At 38.9% G+C, this 20897-nt stretch carries 15 protein-coding genes; 8 read left to right on the plus strand and 7 right to left on the minus strand.

Going from position 1 to position 20897, the window contains the following annotated elements; all coding sequences use genetic code 11:
- Nucleotides 1–79: 79 nt before the first annotated feature.
- The 3 genes from glpX to PO903_RS17080 form a co-directional block, all read right to left on the minus strand.
- Nucleotides 80–1150: a class II fructose-bisphosphatase gene (glpX, locus tag PO903_RS17070; RefSeq protein ID WP_069328718.1), complete on the minus strand. Its 1071-nt coding sequence runs from the start codon at nucleotides 1148–1150 to the stop codon at nucleotides 80–82.
- 320 nt (nucleotides 1151–1470) lie between these two features.
- A complete protein-coding gene (locus tag PO903_RS17075; RefSeq protein ID WP_069329789.1) occupies nucleotides 1471–3069 on the minus strand; it encodes a M4 family metallopeptidase in 1599 nt (532 codons plus the stop codon).
- 523 nt (nucleotides 3070–3592) lie between these two features.
- Nucleotides 3593–5014 carry an aldehyde dehydrogenase family protein gene (locus PO903_RS17080; RefSeq protein WP_273594065.1) on the minus strand — a complete coding sequence of 474 codons (1422 nt, stop codon included), beginning with the start codon at nucleotides 5012–5014 and terminating at the stop codon, nucleotides 3593–3595.
- A gap of 444 nt (nucleotides 5015–5458) precedes the next feature.
- On the opposite strand from PO903_RS17080, the gene PO903_RS17085 reads away from it, so the two are divergent.
- Nucleotides 5459–7162 (plus strand): methyl-accepting chemotaxis protein, encoded by a 1704-nt coding sequence (locus PO903_RS17085; RefSeq protein ID WP_069328825.1) that lies wholly within the window; start codon nucleotides 5459–5461, stop codon nucleotides 7160–7162.
- A 38-nt stretch (nucleotides 7163–7200) separates the two neighbouring features.
- Nucleotides 7201–8901: a methyl-accepting chemotaxis protein gene (locus PO903_RS17090; protein WP_273594066.1), complete on the plus strand. Its 1701-nt coding sequence runs from the start codon at nucleotides 7201–7203 to the stop codon at nucleotides 8899–8901.
- Between the two features lie 113 nt (nucleotides 8902–9014).
- Here PO903_RS17090 and PO903_RS17095 read toward each other — a convergent pair whose 3' ends face one another.
- Complete coding sequence (locus PO903_RS17095; RefSeq protein WP_069328818.1) at nucleotides 9015–9695, minus strand: serine/threonine protein kinase; 681 nt, start codon at nucleotides 9693–9695, stop codon at nucleotides 9015–9017.
- 236 nt (nucleotides 9696–9931) lie between these two features.
- On the opposite strand from PO903_RS17095, the gene PO903_RS17100 reads away from it, so the two are divergent.
- Complete coding sequence (locus PO903_RS17100; RefSeq protein WP_137221837.1) at nucleotides 9932–11164, plus strand: aminopeptidase; 1233 nt, start codon at nucleotides 9932–9934, stop codon at nucleotides 11162–11164.
- A gap of 154 nt (nucleotides 11165–11318) precedes the next feature.
- Nucleotides 11319–11906 (plus strand): imm11 family protein, encoded by a 588-nt coding sequence (locus PO903_RS17105; protein ID WP_273594067.1) that lies wholly within the window; start codon nucleotides 11319–11321, stop codon nucleotides 11904–11906.
- Nucleotides 11907–12096: 190 nt separating this feature from the next.
- On the opposite strand, the gene PO903_RS17110 is transcribed toward PO903_RS17105, so the two are convergent.
- On the minus strand, nucleotides 12097–13239 hold the full coding sequence (locus PO903_RS17110) for a zinc-dependent alcohol dehydrogenase (RefSeq protein WP_069328815.1): 1143 nt from the start codon (nucleotides 13237–13239) through the stop codon (nucleotides 12097–12099).
- 179 nt (nucleotides 13240–13418) lie between these two features.
- On the opposite strand from PO903_RS17110, the gene PO903_RS17115 reads away from it, so the two are divergent.
- The gene (locus PO903_RS17115) at nucleotides 13419–14198 is read left to right on the plus strand and encodes a TraR/DksA C4-type zinc finger protein (protein WP_273594068.1); all 780 of its coding nucleotides are present in this window, start codon (nucleotides 13419–13421) and stop codon (nucleotides 14196–14198) included.
- A gap of 148 nt (nucleotides 14199–14346) precedes the next feature.
- Here PO903_RS17115 and PO903_RS17120 read toward each other — a convergent pair whose 3' ends face one another.
- Together PO903_RS17120 and PO903_RS17125 are read right to left on the minus strand one after the other, a co-directional pair.
- Entirely contained in the window at nucleotides 14347–15699 is a 1353-nt protein-coding gene (locus tag PO903_RS17120; protein WP_273594069.1) for an MATE family efflux transporter, read from the minus strand.
- 293 nt (nucleotides 15700–15992) lie between these two features.
- Nucleotides 15993–17318, minus strand: coding sequence for a hemolysin family protein (locus PO903_RS17125; RefSeq protein WP_069328823.1), 1326 nt, complete (start codon nucleotides 17316–17318; stop codon nucleotides 15993–15995).
- Nucleotides 17319–17659: 341 nt separating this feature from the next.
- Between PO903_RS17125 and PO903_RS17130 the strand changes: the two genes are divergently transcribed.
- From PO903_RS17130 to PO903_RS17140, 3 genes are read left to right on the plus strand one after another with little or no spacing between them, the layout of a single operon-like run.
- Nucleotides 17660–18586 carry a carbohydrate ABC transporter permease gene (locus tag PO903_RS17130; RefSeq protein ID WP_273594675.1) on the plus strand — a complete coding sequence of 309 codons (927 nt, stop codon included), beginning with the start codon at nucleotides 17660–17662 and terminating at the stop codon, nucleotides 18584–18586.
- Entirely contained in the window at nucleotides 18583–19407 is an 825-nt protein-coding gene (locus PO903_RS17135; RefSeq protein ID WP_273594070.1) for a carbohydrate ABC transporter permease, read from the plus strand. The genes PO903_RS17130 and PO903_RS17135 overlap by 4 nt, the downstream gene beginning before the upstream one ends.
- A 54-nt stretch (nucleotides 19408–19461) precedes the next feature.
- Nucleotides 19462–20850 (plus strand): ABC transporter substrate-binding protein, encoded by a 1389-nt coding sequence (locus PO903_RS17140; protein ID WP_273594071.1) that lies wholly within the window; start codon nucleotides 19462–19464, stop codon nucleotides 20848–20850.
- The last annotated feature ends 47 nt before the right edge of the window (nucleotides 20851–20897 follow it).

Raw genomic sequence — 20897 nt, forward strand, 5'->3', positions numbered from 1 at the left:
ACAAAAAAAGACAGCCCTTCTATCAAGGACTGTCTTTTTATAAAGAGTAATACTGAAATCAAAAATGCAACATCAGCGATTAAGATGTTGGCTTCGCTTCGACCGGTTGCTTTTTGCTACTGACTACCGATTCAACAGCTGCTACACGGCGATCTTCAGGTTGCCCTGTTGCTTGAATCTTTCTTACTTTGTGAAGCACTTCTTTGTTCGGTAGGTAATGAAGTGATTTGATATAACGAATCGTTTTGGTTTTGGCACGCATAACAATTGAATGTGTCTCTGCACGATCATCCGCCAGATAACGTACACCACCCAGGATCTCACCAGGCGTTACACCTGTTGCGGCAAAAATAACATCGTCGGTGCCGATCATATCCTGCATCGTAAGAATCTGGTACGGATTTTCGATACCCATTGCCTGACAGCGTTCAAATTCAGCTGCATTGGCTGGCATCAGTCTGCCTTGAAGTTCTCCACCAAGGCAAGATAGCGCCGCTGCCGCCAGTACACCTTCTGGTGCACCGCCTGAACCTAGATACAGATCAATCCCTGCTTCGGGGAAAGCAGGAGCCATCGCGCCAGCTACATCGCCATCGCTGATAAATTTGATCCGTACGCCTACTTTACGTAATGTTTTGATAATACTTTCATGACGATCACGATCCAGTATCATTACGGTGATATCCGCCATATTTTTACCGAGTGCTTTGGATGCTTTATGCAAAGTCACATCGACAGGATCTTCAATACTGAGCTTGCCCACTAATGCAGGGCCTACAGCTAACTTTTCCATATACATATCAGGTGCATGTAGAAGATTACCTTTATCTGCTACAGCAATAACCGAAAGTGCGTTATTCAACCCCTTCGCTACAATAGCTGTTCCTTCTAGCGGGTCTACAGCTACATCAACTTCTGGCGAATCTGTATTTCCCACTTTTTCTCCAATATACAACATTGGAGCTTCATCCATTTCACCTTCACCAATAACTACTGTACCGTTGATCGATACCGAGTCAAACATTGCACGCATAGCTAGTGTTGCTGCTTCATCTGCGCTGTTTTTGTCACCGCGTCCCATCCAGGGAGCCGAAGCCAATGCCGCGACTTCTGTTACTCTTACAATTTCCAATGCCATTTCGCGTTCCATGTCTTCCACTCCTTTATTTGGGATTTTAAAAATAAATGTTGTTTTCTAGAGCATATAATATCATAAATCCAAACAAAAATGTTGTTTTTAACGAAAATTTTCTTTTAAAACAAATTTATATGTTTGATAAATAAATATTATAGATGATTTTAGACTCGTTATTCACAAATAACCAACACTTATTTCATAATAAGAAAATAAATCTGTGTTTATTATTTCATTTTATATAAATAACCACATTTTATCAAATGAAAACAAAAAGAAGCAGTAAACAATCTCAAAGAGATCATTTACTGCTTCTTGGATGTAACTATTCGGGATTAGTTAATGCCTACAGCACTCAAAGAGTTTTTAACTGCTGTTGTTTGCGCAGAGCTTGCACCGTACAAGTCTGTAGAAGCTTGGATCATTGCAGAACGGTAAGCTGAGAAGTTAGAGCTAGAAGTTAGGTAGTAGTTCAATGCACGATATACGATTTGGATCGCTTGTGAACGACCGATACCTGTAGTGTTCACTCCACCAAATGTTCCACCTTGCGCTAACAAGTAGTATGCTTTGTTCGGAATACCACTGTTTGTGTGTACGCCGCCATTATCATCACTTGTATTTACATAAGCAGACATTGAAGCTGGTTGTCCACCTTTAGCAGGGTTGTCCATGTAACGAAGTGCATCACCAGTTGTACCTGGCGTATAGATCGCATCACCGATCAACCAGTTTTTACCTTCGATTGTGTTACCGAACATATCAGAGATCGCTTCATTCAACGCACCGGATTGACCGTAGTATTCAAGATTAGCTGTATACTCGGTTACACCGTGAGTCAATTCATGACCAACAACGTCCAAGTCGCCAGACAATGGAATGAATGTAGAACCGTCGCCATCTCCATATACCATTTGAGTTCCGTTCCAGAATGCGTTGTTATATCTAGTAGAGTAATGAACTGTTGATTTAAGAGCTAGACCATTACCATCAATACTGTTACGTCCAAAGTTAGATTTGTAGAAATCATATACTCTTTCTGCGTAAGTATGAGCATCTACAGCAGCAGGATCGTTAAACGTACTGCTTGTGCTGGATACTGTTGTTCCTGGCAAGGAAGTACGGTTAGCTGCCGTATATGTTTGTACACCTTTTCCACGAGTGCTATCGATCAATAAGTTGCTAGAACCTGATACTGTTGTTGTGAACGATTTGGTATCGCCCAATACGCCTTTACCTGTTCCTGTAGCATGCTCAATCAAGTCATATTGGAACAAGATTGAACCTGATTTCGCATCGATAAAGTAACGTGTACGAAGTGGTTCAGGAGTAAGTACGTTAACTTCAGTTACATACGCTAAGCTAGCTTTATCTTCTGGAGCATATACATACAATTTAGCACTTGGTGCTTTTTGAGCTTCGCCTAGTGAACCAATTTTAGAAGCAGCATCTTTTTCAGCAATTTTGATTGCTTCAGAAGCGCTAATTTTTGGAGTTACAGCTGCTTTTGCATCTTTAGAATCACTCAATTTACCGTAAACGTCTTCCACAACGCTACCTAGATACAAAGATACATTTCCTGTTTTATCGAAATGTAGTGTTTGTTCTGCGCCGTATACAGGAACGCCTTCGTAAATTTGGTTGATGCGATAATGTTCTGTACCTGTAGAAGAATCTGCTTGACGTTTAGTAATATCAAAAACTTGTTGTGCAGTTGCTTGTTGATCTCCGGCAATTGTACGTTTTTGTCTGTCCAAGAATTTCCATACTTTTGCATCGCCTGTCAATCCGCTAGTTACCAAAGTAGATTGTGTAATCACTTGTGGAGTGTAATCTCCTAGTGGTGTTACTTCATTAGCAGAAGCAGCAAAAGCTGGAGCCTGAGCACCAATCAACAAACTACCGGCAAGTATAAATCCAAACGTCTTTTTCAAAGTATTCTCCCCTGTTCACTTGGTTTTTTTGGTATAGCCTGTCTGCGAATATTCTTCCTTTTCTTCTAAGTACCTACGAGCCTTTGCCAAAATTGAATGATAGCATTCTAGGAATGCCTAAGCGCCAGCTACAAACTGCGGGCAACATCTACAACAACAATCAGTAACCGGTACCCCTCCTTTTGGACGCTCATATTTTACCAAATAAATCATTTTGTGGATTCCTCTTGCGTCTGAAAGGAATCGTATCATGATTCCTAAAAAAAATAAATACCTTTTTAGATAAAAATATGGAAAAAGTTGAAAAACACTGTTTTATCTGACATAGGGTGTATAGTTTAGTATCATTTGGGGAAAAGTACCTCATTTTACGCACGTAAATAAGACTTAATTCTACTTTTCAGCAGTAATTAAGTCTTATTTAAATTCCGATTCACAAAAAGTGAAAAAAGGTTATAAGAATCAGGTCGTGAATGAGTATAATTTTAACAATAAAACTGGAAATTATTACTCGATAGACTGCTTATTTTTTAAAGACAACTAACTTAGTCTCTAACATTTCTTCTAAAGCATATTTGATTCCCTCGCGTCCTATCCCGCTTTGTTTGACTCCACCATATGGCATATGATCTACACGGAATGAAGGAATATCGTTAACAATTACTCCGCCGACTTCTAATTTCTCAGCAGCATGAAATGCCGTTTGCAGTTGTTGCGTATAGATCCCTGCTTGCAATCCATAATCCGAACGATTGACTTCGCGAATGGCTTCTTCCATATCTGCCACAGGGTTAATCATTACGATTGGAGCGAAGACTTCTTTACATGCTACACGTACTTGCGGATGTACTCGTAATAAGACAGTTGGCAACAGAAGATCATTCTCTACTGTACCGCCATAAGCGATCTCTGCTCCTTGGGATACAGCTTCTTCAATCCATTCTATCGCTCTTGTCTGTTCTTTCGGTGCGATCATAGCCGACACATCGGTATCTTCATTCATAGGATCACCTAACTTCAGTGCACGCGTTGCTTCTACAAATTGAGCAACAAACGCTTCAAAGATCTCCTGATGTACATAGATTCGCTGAATTGAAATACACACTTGCCCTTGATTACCAAATGCTCCGGAGACTGCACGCTTAATCATCGCCGGGATATCAGTATCTCGATCAATAATCAAGCCAGAATTCGATCCAAGCTCCAAAGTCACTTTTTTCAGCCCTGCTTTGGAACGAATAGAGATACCTACTCCCGGGCTACCTGTAAATGATAATGCTTTGACACGTTCATCAGTAACAATCGTATCCCCTACCACTTTACCATCACCTGTCACTACATTAAGTGCGCCAGCAGGCAATCCTGCTTCTTGTAATAATTCGGCTAATAAGAAAGAAGACAATGGTGTCTGCTCCGCAGGCTTCAATACAACCGTATTTCCAGCGGCAAGAGCAGGACCCACTTTGTGTGCAACCAGATTCATAGGGAAGTTAAAAGGAGTAATCGCTCCAACTACACCTACAGGCTCTTTGACTGTATACGCTATTCTTCCTTCTCCACTGACCGAAGCATCCAGTGGGATCGTTTCACCATGAATCCGTTTGGCTTCTTCTGCTGCAAATTTATACGTTTCGACAGTACGCCCAATTTCAGTACGAGCGGCTTGAATCGGCTTGGCGCCTTCTAGAGCTATCAATTGAGCTGCTTCTTCAGATCGTTGTTCTAATAGAGAAGCTAATTTTTCCAAAATAGAGGCTCGCTGATGAGCTGGCATCGCACGCATAGTCTCTTTAGCTTCATAAGCAGCAGTAATTGCTTGCTTCGTTTCTTCTGCGTTCGCTTCTGCCACTTCTGTAATAAGAGAACGATTGTAGGGAGAATATAAAGGAGTATACGAACTAGCTTTCACCCATTCTCCGTTAATATATAAATGTTTTTGATCCATTGTAATCTTCCTTTCGCTATTCAAAATAAAGCTTCATCGTAAATGAACACTCCTACTCAATACCCTTTTTCATATCAAAGTATGTTCTATTATTTCAATTTTTTAAAAATAAGGTCTTTTTAACTATATTAATTTCGACTATATTCGACATTTTGAGTTTTAAAATATTATTTTTTTCGACATCTATACATTATTTTAAAATTTTACCGAAATATAATTTGTTGGAACAATAAAAGGATTGAAAAAGCGAAAAAAGATAGATTTAAAAGGACAATAATAGATAACGCCTTAATATTAAAACCTTTTTAAAAATACATTAAAATACAATTAATGAAAAAATATTTAAAAATGTATCGACATATTCGACAAATTGTGATATTTTTACATTACTTAAAAACCAAGACTTATTAACTATAAAAATAGACACGAAATGAGATGGTACCGGTGAAGCATTTAAAAGTACAAACTAAAATTATCAGTTTAACGTTAATCAGTGCATTGTTTATGATTGTTATAGGATTTGCAGGTTACAAAACAACGGATCTGATGTCTACTGAATCGAACGAAATGTATAACCAGAATGTAAGAGCAATCAGTGATGTTAGCCAGATCATTATTGATAACCGTACGATCGAAGCTGCATTGCTTGAATTTATTATCACGACAGACGATGAACGCAATACAGCATTAGATGCTTCTATTAAAGAACGTTTGACTCAAAATCAAACTTTATATACAGATATGAGCACGATCAAGCTCAGTCCAGCAACAACCAAGCTTTATGATACTTACACTCAATCTTTAACGGATTACACTTCCAAAATTGAAGAAGTTCTTCAAAATGCTTCACAAAATAACAACACCGAAGCGTATCGCGTTTTTCAAAATGATGTAGAGCCATTACGAATAGCAATGAATGACACGACCAGACAACTTAATGCTTTGCTCAAGTCAGAAGCTCAAATCAACAATCAAGAAGCTGTTCATCTAGCCTCTGTTGCCAAATTAGTATTAATTATTGTCTTTATTGCAGGTGCTCTTCTTTCTGCATTACTAGGTTTATGGATCAGTCGTACGATCAGTCGCCCGCTGAAACATCTACAAGAATTGATGAGTCGTGCGGGTGAAGGGGATCTTACAGTAGAAGGAACATATACATCTCGCGATGAGATTGGACAGGTTACACAATCCTTCAATGCTATGGTCAATAATGTGAAAGATATTATTCGCAAAGTGGATGAAAGTGCAATGACATTATCAGCTTCTTCTGAAGAATTAACAGCAAGTGCAGATCAGACTGCTCAAGCTGCTGAACATATTGCTGTCGCTACTAATGAAATGTCTACAGGTATTGAATCTCAAGTAGAATCTGTGAACCAAGTGAATCAGTCCATTGGTTCAATGTATGAACGTATGGGACATGTAGCTGCGATTAGTAATGAAGTGAATCAAATGACAGAACAAATGAACAATGACGCTAAAAATGGATTAAGTGAAGTGACTGAGATTACGAATTTAATTCAGGAAATAGCTAAAGATATGCAAGACAATCTAGTAGTCATGACTAATTTGAATGATAAATCTAACCAGATCAGTATTGCTTCTTCTGCCATCCAACAGATTGCTCAACAAACTAATCTACTTGCTTTGAATGCTTCGATCGAAGCAGCTCGGGCAGGTGATGCAGGTCGAGGATTTGCAGTGGTTGCTGAAGAAATTCGCAAGCTTGCATCCAGTACAGCTGATTCATCCAAATTAATTTCAAATATGGTTCAATCGATCCAACATGATAGTAATATGGCTGTTGAACAAGTTCACAAATCATCCGATAGCATCCAGAGTACTGTTGCAAGCAGTACTCGTGTCAATACAGCATTTCAAGCGATTCAGCATTCGGTTAGCAATACAACAGAGAAAATTCTTCGTACCGGTTCATTGATTCAAGAAGTTGCCAAACAATCAGAGACGATTGCTGAAGCCATGGGACATGTGAGTGCGATATCAGAAGAAAGTTCTGCGGGAATTCAACAGACAGGTGCTGCTAGTGAAGAGCAATTGTCTACGATGGAAGAAGTTTCAAGTGCGGCACGCTATTTAGCGGATCTTGCTGAGAATTTACAGACGACTCTTGCCCGCTTCAAAATATAAATACGATTTTAAATCATATTCAGTCAGGAGAACAAAGCATGAAAAACTGGAAAGTTAGAACTAAAATTATCACTCTTATTGTAGTAAACCTACTAATCTTAATTATGTTAAGCGCCACAGGAACATTGATGACTAATAAAATGTCCAAAGTCGCTTCAAATATGTATGAAGTTAATATGCGCTCGCTAACAATTATGGATCAAATTATTATGAACTATGGGGATAGTGCTGCTAATCTTCTTGAATTGATGCAGACGACGGACCCAACAGCTAACAAAGCGCTAGTCAATCTTATTAATGCAACGACTGCAAGTAACAAAGAACAATTTGAATTAATGGGTCAAATGGCTTTAAGCCCGGCAAATCAGAAGCTAGCAGCTGAATTGGTTCCTTTAGCAACAGCCTTTTCCGAACAACGCGACAATATTTCTGCTTTAGCAGCATCTAATGAGAATGAGCAAGCTTTTCAAGCTTATGCGAATCTAAGTAACCAGCGTACTCAGTTAAATGAAGTACTTAACGCTATGCGCACCAATCTTATTGATGAAGGCGGCAATGCGAAAGTAGATTCAGATCAACAGTATGCTCAATCTCAATGGATTACAGGTATTCTTTTTGCGATAGGCTTGATTGTATCGCTATTACTAGGAACTTGGATCGTACGCTTAATTGTACGCCCTTTAAATAATGTACAACTATTAATGACTAACGCATCTGACGGTGATCTTACCGTTCATTCTGACTATGTATCTAAAGATGAGATCGGTCAATTGTCTGCTGGCTTCAACACTATGATATCCAGTATTCGTGAAATCACGAAAAAAGTCGACGAAAGTGCAATGACATTATCGGCTTCTTCTGAACAATTAACAGCAAGTGCCGAACAAACGGCAAAAGCTTCTTCTCATATCGCTACTTCTTCTGGTGAGTTATCAACTGGATTTGAATCTCAAGTTGAGACGGTTAACCAGGTAACTAATGCAACCAATGAAATGACTGACAAAATGAAACAATTGCAAACAAGCAATAAAAATATTCAAGTGCTTACGAATCATATGGAAGAAACCGCAGGAAATGGAATCAATGAAGTTCAAGAAATTACACATTTGATCAATGATTTGGCAAGCAATATTCAAGATAATTTGAATGTGTTAACTAGCTTAAATCAAAAATCAGACGAAATCGGCTTAGCTTCTCAAGCAATTCAACAAATTGCCAAACAAACCAATTTACTTGCTCTCAATGCTTCGATTGAAGCGGCTCGTGCCGGGGAATCTGGACGTGGATTTGCAGTTGTTGCGGATGAGATTCGCAAACTTGCTGAAGGTGCAGCCCAATCATCTACACAAATTACCGCTTTGATCTCAGACGTTCAATCTGAAAGTCAAAAAGCTGTTGAACAAGTGCATACTTCAGTGAACAATGTACAAGCAGGTGTTCAAAGTAGTGAACGTGTCAATGTCGCTTTCGAAGCGATTCGTCAAGCCGTAGCTGATACGGTAGAACAAATTGGTGGTACACGCTTAATGGTGGGTTCTATCACTGTACAATCTCAACAAATCTCTGAAGCGATGGAGCATTTAAGTGCTCTATCCGAACAAGGTTCTGCTGGTATTCAAGAAATGAACGCAGCCAGCGAAGAACAATTATCTACAATGGAAGAAGTGTCTGAATCGGCTCGTTACCTCTCTTCACTTGCAGAAGATCTACAACAATTGTTAGCTGGATTTAAACTTTAAGTTTGAATATGATCTTATGAGTCTTTGATTTTCTTTTTAACTGTCTGCTTTATTTGAAAAGGAAGCTCTCTACGGTATATGTAGAGAACTTCCTTCTTTTTTTGTTACTTGTGTTATTTCATATATTTAGAGAACAGTTCGCCTGCTCTTTTCGCAAATTCTTCCAGATCGATATTGGTTTTGCCCAGACGAGAATACCAATTTTTGACCGTATCTAATACCCATGATGGAATACTTTTACCTGATATTCGGCTATAAAATTGATAATAAGCCCATACCAGATGATCCCAACGCTTATCATCGCCTTTTTGAATATACTCGGATACATCGATTACTTTAGCATGTCCATTTTGGACAATGACATTTTTGAGATGAATATCCCGTGGATTCAGACCAATACTGCGTACATACTCTCTAGCCGCTTCTACATCCAAAATCACTTGCTCTGGTACTTCTATTCCTTGTAGTAAACAATCTTGAAGGGTTGGCCCTTCTTCATAACTCATAACCAGATAGTTCGTTCCTCTACCATAACAAGTCGGAAAATACGGTGAACCTGCTAATCGCTCATATACAAAGACTTCAGATTGAATTTTATCAATCGCTTCAGGTGTAAAAAGCTTAAACGCATACTCTGGAACTTGATCATACGTAAATACAGCCGCATCTGTTCCTATGCCTATACACCTTGCTCCATCCGCATAACCGGATATAACAACAGGATCATTATCATCACTACCACTTACTCCTATACGGCGTAGCGCTTCTTCAGCTACTCTCCAATCGGATACCATCCAGATTGCCCCTCTCTTACCTCACATCAACCAATTACGGATTCATAATAAATATAACAATTTATACAGTATTCTAGACCATTTTTTTAAAGAAACCAAATTTTATTTTTAGATATGGAAATTTATACATTTCGACATTTTGTTTTCATTACGAATAGATTCCTGTAAAATAGATAAGACGGATCATAAAATGATTCTTTGACACATTTTTGTATTTGAAATGGAGGAATTTATCAATGTCAGATTTTCAGATCAAATTAGAACAGTACGCCGAACTTGCGGTACGGGTCGGTGTTAATATACAGCCAGGTCAGCGTTTGGTTATCAATGCTTCGATTGATGCTGTTGAATTTGTACGTATTGTCACCAAAAAAGCATATGAAGCTGGTGCTGTTCTTGTTAAAGTCAATTGGAGTGACGATCAAGTCGCACGTATGCGCTACGATCTGGCTCCAGATGAATCTTTTGAAATTGGTCCAAAATGGTATGCTGCTGAAATGGAAGAACTTGCTGAAGATGGCGGAGCTATTTTGCATGTCATCTCGGATGATCCTGATTTGTTAAAAGGTGTGAAGCCTGAGCGCATTTCTACGTATCAAATGACTGCTAATAAAGCACTTGCGAAATACCGTGAGTATGTACAATCTGAAAAATTAAGCTGGTCTATCGTAGCGGTTCCTTCTGAAGCTTGGGCTGCTAAAGTATTCCCTGATGTAGCAAAAGAAGATCAAATGTCTACTATGTGGGATGCGATTCTCAAAGCGGTACGTGTAGGTAATGGCGATGCGATCGAAGCTTGGGAAAAACACGTTGAATTGTTAAATACCAAGTCCAAATACCTGAACGATAAAGCATACAAACAACTTCATTATGTTGCACCAGGAACAGATTTGACGATTGGTCTTCCTGAAGGTCACTTATGGGCAGCAGCAGAAAGCACAAGTGAGCGTGGATTCTCATTTATGGCGAATATGCCAACAGAAGAAGTATTTACTGCACCTCTTAAGAGCGATGTTAACGGCTATGTAAGTAGCACGAAGCCTTTAAGTTATGGTGGTAACATTATCGACAATTTCAAATTAACATTCAAAGACGGTCGTATTGTTGGTGTAGAAGCTGAACAAGGACAAGATACATTAGAGCGTCTAGTCAATATGGATGAAGGTTCTCATTATCTGGGTGAAGTTGCACTTGTGCCTCACAAGTCTCCTATCTCTCAATCGAACATTCTATATTATAATACATTGTTTGATGAAAATGCTTCGAATCACCTTGCAATTGGTAGTGCGTATGCGTTTAACTTGATCGGTGGTAAAGAATTATCCCGTGATGAGTTGAATGAACGTGGACTTAATAACAGTCTGACACATGTGGACTTTATGATCGGTTCAGGTGAAATGGATATCTATGGTATCACTAAAGACGGCGAAAAAGAACCAGTATTCCGTCAAGGCGAATGGGCATTTTAATTGAATTTCGTTTATTATTTATGAAATAACAACTATAGTACGGATAAAAGACCTGTCATTTTATAAATGGCAGGTCTTTTACAGATATCCTCTTTTGATTTAGACTACATAGAACAGATTATCATTTGTATATCGGAAAGGAATTTATAAAGTCATGGAGTATTATATTTTGGAATATCAATATCCACGTAAAGGGTTTATTTCAGGAGGAGCTACATTTGTACCTGCGCTGGATGATTATTATGATCCGATCAACACAGAATTACCCCCTCATACTACTGCTGAAGTTACTTTAGATTCTAATTTAAGAAAAATGGATGTGGATTTTTTCTATACAGGTACACGAGCTACTGTAATATCTGATGCTTTGAAGCAACTTTTAGAACAATGGAAAGTGGTTGCACAATTTGTGCCGACAAAAGTTCACTATTATAATAATGTACCTGTATCTGGAACGTACTGGATTGCTCATAAGTTACAAGCGCTTGATGCTGTCCAGTATGAACAATCTCAATATGCTGGCAAAGCTATGGTTCTACGCTCTATCAATCAACCACCACGCCGAATAGCCAAAGGATTCGAAAAAATCGTATTAGACGAACAGAAAATTGGAGAAGCAGAATTGTTCACACTCGATTATACGTATATTTCTAATCCTATTATTTCAGAAGCATTTTATCAGGATATTAGACAGCATAAGCTGAAAATTCATATGACACCTGTAGGTGAATTTAGACCTTAATTATAATAAAGGAATTGGATATACTTTGGTAAAAGATAATAGACTCTATATCGTAAATAATCACAAAATAAGCTAGCCTATTCTATCCTCTTATCAAAAAAAGTGCTGACTCCCAAAGGAATCAGCACTTTTTTTGATTGTTGATGCAAGCAACTCGTAGTGAGCTTACTTGTTACCATACAATAATCTATTATGGTTTGAGCACAACTTTGATACAGTTCTCGTCTTTATTATCAAATACATTATAACCATGCTCTGCTTCATCTAATGACAGACGGTGAGTAATAATATCAGCAGCACTGAATTTACCTGTTTGAATTTGGTCGAACAACTCAGGCATATAATGAACTACTGGAGCTTGCCCCATTTTCAGCTGAATATTACGTTCAAATAGATGACCGAATGGGAACTGGTTGTAATTCAAGCCGTATACGCCTGTTACTTGAATCGTACCGAATTTGCGAACAACATTACTCGCCAAATTTAAAGCACCCAAGCCGCCGCCTTGTAGCTTCAATGTAGTTTCGATTTTTTCCATCATTGATTTCTCTGCATCTAGACCTACACAGTCAATCACGACATCTGCTCCACCGCTTGTAAGTTCCAACAGGTATTTGTCTGCGTCGCCGACTTCTTTGAAATTGACGGTTTCTACATTGTTGGTACGTTTGGCATGAGCTAACCGGTATTCAACATGGTCTACAGCAATAACACGTTTTGCTCCTTTTTGCCATGCGAATTTCTGAGTAATCAATCCGATAGGACCGCAACCTAGTACAATCACCGTATCGCCTTTTTTCACGCCAGCACTTTCTACACTCCAGTATGCGGTAGGAATAACATCGGATAAGAAAAGAACATCTTCGTCTGCTACTTCCAAGCGATCTGGAATCACGAAAGGCAAGAAATTACCATAAGGTACACGTAAGTATTCGGCTTGTCCTCCGGCAAATCCACCGTATGTGTTGGAATATCCGAACATAGCGCCTGTATCTTTTTCAGGATTTTCATTGGCGTTATCACATTGACTTTCCATTTCGTTTTTACAGAAGAAACATTCACCACAAGATACGTTAAATGGGATAATAACACGATCCCCTTTTTTCACTTTGGTTACTTCGGGCCCTACTTCTTCCACGATTCCCATCGGTTCATGGCCGATAACATAATCGCCTTCCATACCTGGGATTTCACCGTTAAAGATATGCAAGTCAGATCCGCAAATCGATGTAGATGTTACACGAATCAGAATATCATCTTGTTTCTGCAACTTAGCATCTGCGACCTCTTTAACTTTTACTTTGCGTTTACCTTGATATGTTAGTGCCTTCACATTAATGTTCCCCTTTCAAAATTATAGTGGTTGAGTCGATATTTTTGTATTAACCAAACTTTTCCTTTTCTTAACAGGCGATTGATTATTAGCATAGTGGGGTAAATGGAGAATAGATCATCGATTTAACAAACATACTACAAATTTACGATAACTCGTCTTGAGAGGGGTAACACATAATGAAACACTTGAAATCTTCACAAATTGAGGAATTAAAAAATAGTTTATTAGAAGATAAAGAAGCATTGGAACGCCATTTCAATATGGAAAATGATACAGCAGATGGTCAAGTGGAATCCGAACTTGATTCTACAGGCGAACTGTCTTCTGTAGATAATCATCCAGCTGATCTAGGTACAGAAACATTTGAGCGTGAACGCGATATGGCGATTGATGAAAATATGGATGAGAAGTTAGATCAAGTCAATGCTGCTCTACAACGTATCGAAGATGGTACGTATGGAATCAGTGAAATCAGTGGCGAAGAGATTCCTTTTGAACGTCTACAAGCTCTTCCATACACGACAATGCTAGTAGGTGAAAGTGCTGAAGAAGGGGGCGGTGTAAATGATTACCGTCCTGTAGAAGAAGACTTGATCACTCCTGCGGCTAAAGGTGCTGGAGAGAACCGTCAAAGTCATACAGGTAAATTCGATGACGCTGGCGCATGGCAAGCTGTCGAAGAATACGGTGTAGCTGATTCGCCTGCAATGTCTACGCAACGTGATGTAGAAAGCTATAATGAGCTTGCAGAAGGCGGAGAAAATAAAGACAACGGCACTGTAGAAGATATTGAGAAGTTCGCTGGCAATGATATCGAAGGCGGTCAACGTCATGTACAACGCGGCGAAGACTTGGATCGTTATGTAGCGGATGACGAAGGCGATACTGAATTACAAGTGAATGAAGATGACGAAGAAATCGATGCTGAGAGCGAAGAAGCGGATCGTCGTCGTTAAGATTATTTTCGGAGATATACATTATTTGAGATACGAATAATAATGTAACAATCCTATAAAGTAAAGACCCCTCTTATCTTTGTGGTAAGAGGGTTTTTTACTATTCTCTTTCGTGTCAAAAGTTATTGCTATAGTGAAAAAATTTCTTTTATACTGCTATACTTTCCAAATCAGGCTGTAGCTTATTACGCAATATATAGAGCATCATCGCCCCTACTAGAAATGCAACCACATCTGAAATCACAAGTGACCAGACTACCCCATGAAACCCATTCATCTGATTAGCAATATACAACACAGGAATTAACGTGATTCCTTGAATAATAGACATAATAAATGCCGCCGTACCTTGAGCTGTTGCTTGAAAAATTCCTGTAAACAAAACAGTGATCCCTGTAATAAATAAAGATAAAAATGTAACATGCAAAATATAGCTACCCATTTCAATCAATTGCATATCGTTGGTAAATAAACTTATTAAATGATCTGAAATAAAATAGACGATAATCCCGAAAGTAGTAGCTAAAACCATAATCGCTTTCAGCGTAAAGGTAATGGTCTGTTTCATTCGTTCTTTATTGGCTACAAAATTAAAAGCAATCATCGGTACAACACCTTCACACAATCCCATTAAGATACATTCAGGAAATTGCAACAAACGTGATGAAATCCCAAACCCGGCTACAGCTTGTTCCCCATATTCAATCAGAAAACGATTGAAAATTAGTGACATCGCTCCCAGAAACAGACTCATAATAAAAACAGGAACTCCAATTTTGAATACATTACTAGATATCTCTTTAGTGATTTTGAACGCTTTAACTGAAATCGTTAAAAATTGACTTTTGTATCCAATATGAAAGCCATAATACGCACTTGCTACCAGATTTGAAATAACGGTAGCCGAAGCCACTCCAATCACTCCCCAATGAAATACGAAAATGACCAATACATCAAGAATAATATTAACAATAACACTCAGAATCATACCGATCATCGACGTATTCGCTGCACCTTCGGAACGCACAATATTTTCTAACATAAAAAATAATAAAATAAACGGTGATCCCGCCAGCATAATCATCACATAGTCTTTGGTGAACGCAAACGATTCTGCATTAGCTCCCAAAAATCGAACGATTGGATCTAAAAAAGGAAGTCCAACAGCTACAACGATCAAGCCAAGTATCAGACTCACGTAAAAAGCAAATGAAGATACATGCTTCACATCACTATACCTTTTTTCTCCTAGCAATCGAGAGATAAATGCTCCACTCCCTATCCCTATCAAATTACCTAATGCCATAATCACTGCAAATAAAGGCAATGTTAATGCAAGTGCAGTTAGCATCGCTGTATTATGAAGCATCCCAATAAAATACGCATTCAAAATCGAATATACAACACTCATCGACATCCCTAACATCATCGGTACAGCAAAATGAGTAACCGATTTTACAATTGGAGCTTCTTCAAAATAATAAAGATTTTTGGCATCCATATGAATCACTACTTTCTCTTCTTATTTATGTGCTAATGAACAAAGCTACATTTTTAAATTTATTGTCTAACATCGTTAGATAAGCCTTACAGTGTTAGATATTATCATTGATATCGGTATCTGTAAACAAAAACTTACACTGTTAGATTAAAATCAAAAAAAGGGATGTCAAACGAAAAAAATCGCTTCACATCCCTTAGATCTTCTATGTCACAGAAATTGTATATGTACACAGCAAAAAAGCAAACCACTTCTATAACAGAAGTCATTTGCTTTTTTACTTATAATGATGTTCAGGCTCCTGCCTGATTATGAGTTGTTGCGAATTGCGTGATCACTAATTTCACCCTTGAAATACGTTTCTGTTCCGTTTCTTCAATCACTAACAGATGTCCTTCATGTGCCACGCTTTGCCCGATTTGTGGAGGTAAAGATTCCACCCGGGAATACAGCCAACCACCAATGGTATCGTATTCTGTCGAATCCAAATCCAGTGAAAACCTTGTATTGATCTCATCAATTAACATCATTCCATCAATGGAGTACGTCATTTCATCAATAGGTTCTACAGCTGGACGCTCATGGTCAAATTCATCCTGAATTTCGCCGACGATTTCTTCCATAATGTCTTCAAGAGTTACTAGACCAGCTGTACCACCATATTCATCAATAAGGATAGCAATCTGTGTTTTGCCACGTTGCATCAGCTTCATCAGTTCACTAATCTTAATCGATTCAGGTACAGCTATAATGGGACGGATCAATTTGGCTGAATCTACACTTTGATAACGCATCAAATCTTTAATATGCACAAAACCGACAATATGATCTTTGTCGCCATCGCATACCGGATAACGAGTACGCATTCCTTCAAATGCCAGTTCCAAATTCTCCTCTTTGGAACCGTGTAGACTCAGACAGATCATTTCTGTACGTGGGATCATGATCTCATGGGCGGTTGTATCAGCAAATTCGAATATATTATCAACCAGCGCCAGTTCGGTATTATCGATCAGTCCGCTCTTGTTGCTTTCCTTCATAAGTATACGTATTTCTTCTTCTGTGTGAGCCGAATCTTCTTCAGACACCGGAGCAATACCGAACATTTTGAGTAAAGCGTTCGCCATGCCATTCAACACCCAGATAAAAGGATACATCATTTTATGGAATAAGAGCATCGGTGCTGCTGTCCATAAGCTCACGACTTCCGCTTTGCGGATCGCTAGAGACTTCGGAGCAAGCTCTCCAAGTACAATATGCAATACCGTAATCACAACAAAAGCAATAACGATAGAGACAGTGTGTACAGCTACATCATTATTCCAGCCGAATGCCGTAAATATAGGTCTGATCAGGTCAGCAATCGCCGGTTCACCAATCCACCCCAATCCAAGTGATGCGAGTGTAATCCCTAACTGACAAGCAGAAAGGTAAGCATCCAGATTGTTTACGATCGTTTGCGCAAAGCGCGCTCTTTTACTACCGCCATCGACTAATGTTTCTAATCGACTACTGCGAATTTTAACCATTGCGAATTCAGCTGATACAAAAAATCCATTGAGCATTACCAGAAATGCCACCAAAACTAAATTAAGTAAACTGGGTAAGGGGTCAGTCAAGTGTATATCCCGTACTGTCAAATTGATAGACAGTTACGGGTTCACCTCCTTCGTATATTTGTTTTTTGAATTTGCAGCCACATCACGTGCACCGTCATTTTCCCAAGTGTCCTCACTCCCTTCGTTTAGTTATGTATGATTATACATGTTCCTTACTTTATTATATCGTCTCAAACCCTCCCGTCAAATGCTCTATTCATCCGATTACAAATCTTTTACATAGATAATCATTTCTCTTAACATCCTGTATTTATACTGAACCACGTAGCAAGAAGAACAACATGTAAGCAAAAGATGAAAGTGAGGTAAGTGTTAACTTGGATAAAACGCCTGTAGTTTCAATGAAACGTTCTGTTCGAAAAACTCGTTCTATCGTGCGCTATCCCCGTCAGACTCGCCGTTGGAATGAATATATACTTGCAGCTATGTTTTTAGCTCCTTCCATATTGCTGTTCGGTATATTCCTTTTTTATCCGCTGATTAAGTCCGTATATCTGAGTCTACACTCCACTACACCTCGCGGAGATGTTGCCAAATTTGTAGGGTTCAAAAACTTCACAAATTTATTTACATCAGATACTTTTCTCAGCAGTCTGTGGGTAACTACTCAATTTATGTTGTTTACTGTACCGACAACATTGATCCTAGCATTGATCTTAGCTGCATTTTGTCGAAGCCGTATACGCGGTAGCCGTATCTTCCGCTTTGTTTTCGCTTTACCTTTAGCGATATCGGTGAGTACGGGTTCTGTCATTTGGATGGTTCTATTTCATCCGACACTGGGAACATTAAATTATTTCCTTAGTATAGCTGGCTTACCAACTATCAATTGGCTTACTGATCCGAACTGGGCTTTGATCTCAATCTCGATTATGACCATCTGGATGAATCTAGGATTCTTATTCATTCTATTATTAGGTGGTATGGAAGGCGTACCTGAAGATATCTATGAAAGTGCACGTATGGATGGAGCTAGTCCAACGCGTACTTTTGTACAGCTCACTTTACCATTGATCTCGCCTACCATTTTCTTTGCCAGTGTCACCTCAATGATTGGTTCTTTTCAAGCGTTTGGACAGATCAATATTCTGACCAAAGGTGGCCCAATGAACAGTACGAATGTCCTTGTTTATAACTTATATCAAGATGCGTTTATGAATTTCCGCTTTGGGACAGGAAGTGCGCAAGCATTGGTCTTATTCGCCATGATCTTAATTCTAACGCTTATTCAATTCAAATTTGGTGAAAAGAAGGTGCATTACCAATGAAACAAGGTCTAGTGCGCACAGGAACAGCCTACTTCTTTATGATTGTGGCTGCGGCACTTATACTTTTGCCTTTCTGGATCGCCGTTTCTAATTCATTTATGACTGAATCGGAATCAGCTACATATCCTCCACAATTTTTACCGTCAGGTATTCATATCGATAATTTTATAACAGTCATGAATAATATTCCGATTATTCGTTTTATTGTGAACAGCTTTTTGACCAGTAGTATTATTACGGTCGGTAATCTGATTACTTCTTGTATGGCTGCTTATGCGTTTGCTTTTCTACGGTTTCCCGGTCGTAAAATCTTATTCGGTCTATTTATGGCTACGATGATGATTCCGTGGGAAGTTACGGTGATTCCGAACTATCTAACCGTTCGTAGTTGGGGCTGGCTTGATTCGTATCAAGGATTAACTGTTCCTTTTCTAGCGACAGCTTTTGGAACATTTCTAATGCGTCAATTCTTCTTGCAACTGCCCAAAGAATTAATGGAAGCTGCTCGAATAGATGGTTGCGGACATATTCGCATTTTCGCTTCACTGGCTGTGCCGTTATCGATGCCAGGGCTTGCAACACTGGGTATCTATTCTTTCCTTAATCATTGGAATATGTATCTATGGCCCCTATTGATTACGAATAGTGAAAGTATGCGTACGGTTCAGATTGGTATTAGTATGTTGCAATTTGCAGATGTAACCGCATGGAACGTTGTTATGGCTGGTATTGTGTTGGTGATGCTCCCTTCTCTTGTTCTTCTTGCTGTAGGTCTAGGTCGTCTTGTAGGCGGTCTAACAGCAGGTGCACTGAAGGGCTAACTCATAGATTATCTTTTCAAAATTTGTTCAACCAAAAGGAGAATACGAAAAGAAATGAAAATCAATCGTTCGCGTCAAACATGGAGTTTGCTTAGTTTATGCCTATTTTTATTCTTAGCAGCTTGCGGTGGAGGTCAAAGTACAACTGGCTCTACAGCAGCTACAGGTACAACAGCTGATGCAGCAAGTGAGACTTCTACAGGTCCTATAAAAATAGTCTGGTGGCATTCGATGAGTGGCGATTTGAATAAAGTAGTTGATGAATTAGTTAAAAAATTCAATGATTCTCAAAAAGATGTTCAAGTTGAAGCTATTTTCCAGGGCGATTATGATGCTAGTATTAACAAATTCAAAACATCTATGGGATCAGGAAGCGGCCCTACCATGCTTCAGACTTATGATGTAGGTACACGTTATATGATCGATTCTCAAGCGATCACACCGATGCAACAATTTATCGATGCCGATAAATTTGATACTTCACAGTTCGAACCGAACATTTTGAAATACTATACTTTTGATAATCAACTATATTCTATGCCTTTTAATACATCTAATCCGATTTTCTACTATAACAAAGATGCTTTCAAAAAAGCAGGTCTTGATCCAGAAAATCCTCCTAAAACATTGGATGAATGGGAAGCAGCAGCTAAAGCATTGACTAAAGATGGACAAACAGGAATGTCATTGCCAATCTACGGATGGTTGATGGAACAAATGTTTGCAAGCCAAGATGCAACATTGTTGAATAACGATAATGGACGTACAGCACTTGCAACTGAATCTCAATTAGGTTCTGAGCCGGGTGTGAAATTCTTAACATGGTGGAAAAAATTGATCGATGAGAAATATATGCTTAATCTAGGTCGTAAAACAGATGATACGAAAAAAGCATTTGCTGCTGGTCAAGTAGCGGTAACAATGGATAGTACAGCTTCACTTCGCGGATTGATCAGCTCCACAGAAGGTAAGTTTGAAGTAGGAACGGCTCCATTGCCTAAAGTGGCTTCTAGCGATATGGGTAAAGGTGGCGTTGTTATCGGTGGTGCAAGTCTTTGGATTATGAATGACAAATCCGCAGCAGAACAACAAGCGGCATGGAAATTCATCAAATTCTTAGCAGAACCTGAACAACAAGCGTACTGGCATGTAAACACAGGCTACTTCCCAATTACCAAAGCAGCTTATAACGAAGATTTAGTAAAAGAAAACATGAAGAAATATCCACAATTCGAGACTGCTGTAGATCAATTGCACAATACCAAAATTGATACAGCTACTCAAGGTGCAGTAATGGGTATCTTTACTGAAGCTCGTCAGTTAACAGAAACAGCAATCGAAGAAGCACTTAACGGTTCCAAATCACCACAAGCAGCGCTAGACGATGCAGCTGCACAGATCACACAGAAATTAAAAGATTATAATGATACAGTTAGCCCATAAGCAATTGCTTAACCAAGAAAAGTAAGCACAAAAAAAGAAGCGTTAGT

It is taken from the genome of Paenibacillus sp. PK4536 (assembly GCF_028594455.2).
In the GTDB taxonomy this organism is placed as follows: domain Bacteria; phylum Bacillota; class Bacilli; order Paenibacillales; family Paenibacillaceae; genus Saccharibacillus; species Saccharibacillus nuruki.

Bases quoted from the DNA above. Each gene is read 5' to 3' on its own strand.
- glpX (WP_069328718.1), bottom strand. From the start codon at position 1,150: ATGGAACGCGAAATGGCATTGGAAATTGTAAGAGTAACAGAAGTCGCG.
- PO903_RS17080 (WP_273594065.1), bottom strand. From the start codon at position 5,014: ATGGATCAAAAACATTTATATATTAACGGAGAATGGGTGAAAGCTAGT.
- PO903_RS17090 (WP_273594066.1), top strand. From the start codon at position 7,201: ATGAAAAACTGGAAAGTTAGAACTAAAATTATCACTCTTATTGTAGTA.
- PO903_RS17095 (WP_069328818.1), bottom strand. From the start codon at position 9,695: ATGGTATCCGATTGGAGAGTAGCTGAAGAAGCGCTACGCCGTATAGGA.
- PO903_RS17100 (WP_137221837.1), top strand. From the start codon at position 9,932: ATGTCAGATTTTCAGATCAAATTAGAACAGTACGCCGAACTTGCGGTA.
- PO903_RS17105 (WP_273594067.1), top strand. From the start codon at position 11,319: ATGGAGTATTATATTTTGGAATATCAATATCCACGTAAAGGGTTTATT.
- PO903_RS17115 (WP_273594068.1), top strand. From the start codon at position 13,419: ATGAAACACTTGAAATCTTCACAAATTGAGGAATTAAAAAATAGTTTA.
- PO903_RS17120 (WP_273594069.1), bottom strand. From the start codon at position 15,699: ATGGATGCCAAAAATCTTTATTATTTTGAAGAAGCTCCAATTGTAAAA.
- PO903_RS17130 (WP_273594675.1), top strand. From the start codon at position 17,660: ATGAAACGTTCTGTTCGAAAAACTCGTTCTATCGTGCGCTATCCCCGT.
- PO903_RS17135 (WP_273594070.1), top strand. From the start codon at position 18,583: ATGAAACAAGGTCTAGTGCGCACAGGAACAGCCTACTTCTTTATGATT.
- PO903_RS17140 (WP_273594071.1), top strand. From the start codon at position 19,462: ATGAAAATCAATCGTTCGCGTCAAACATGGAGTTTGCTTAGTTTATGC.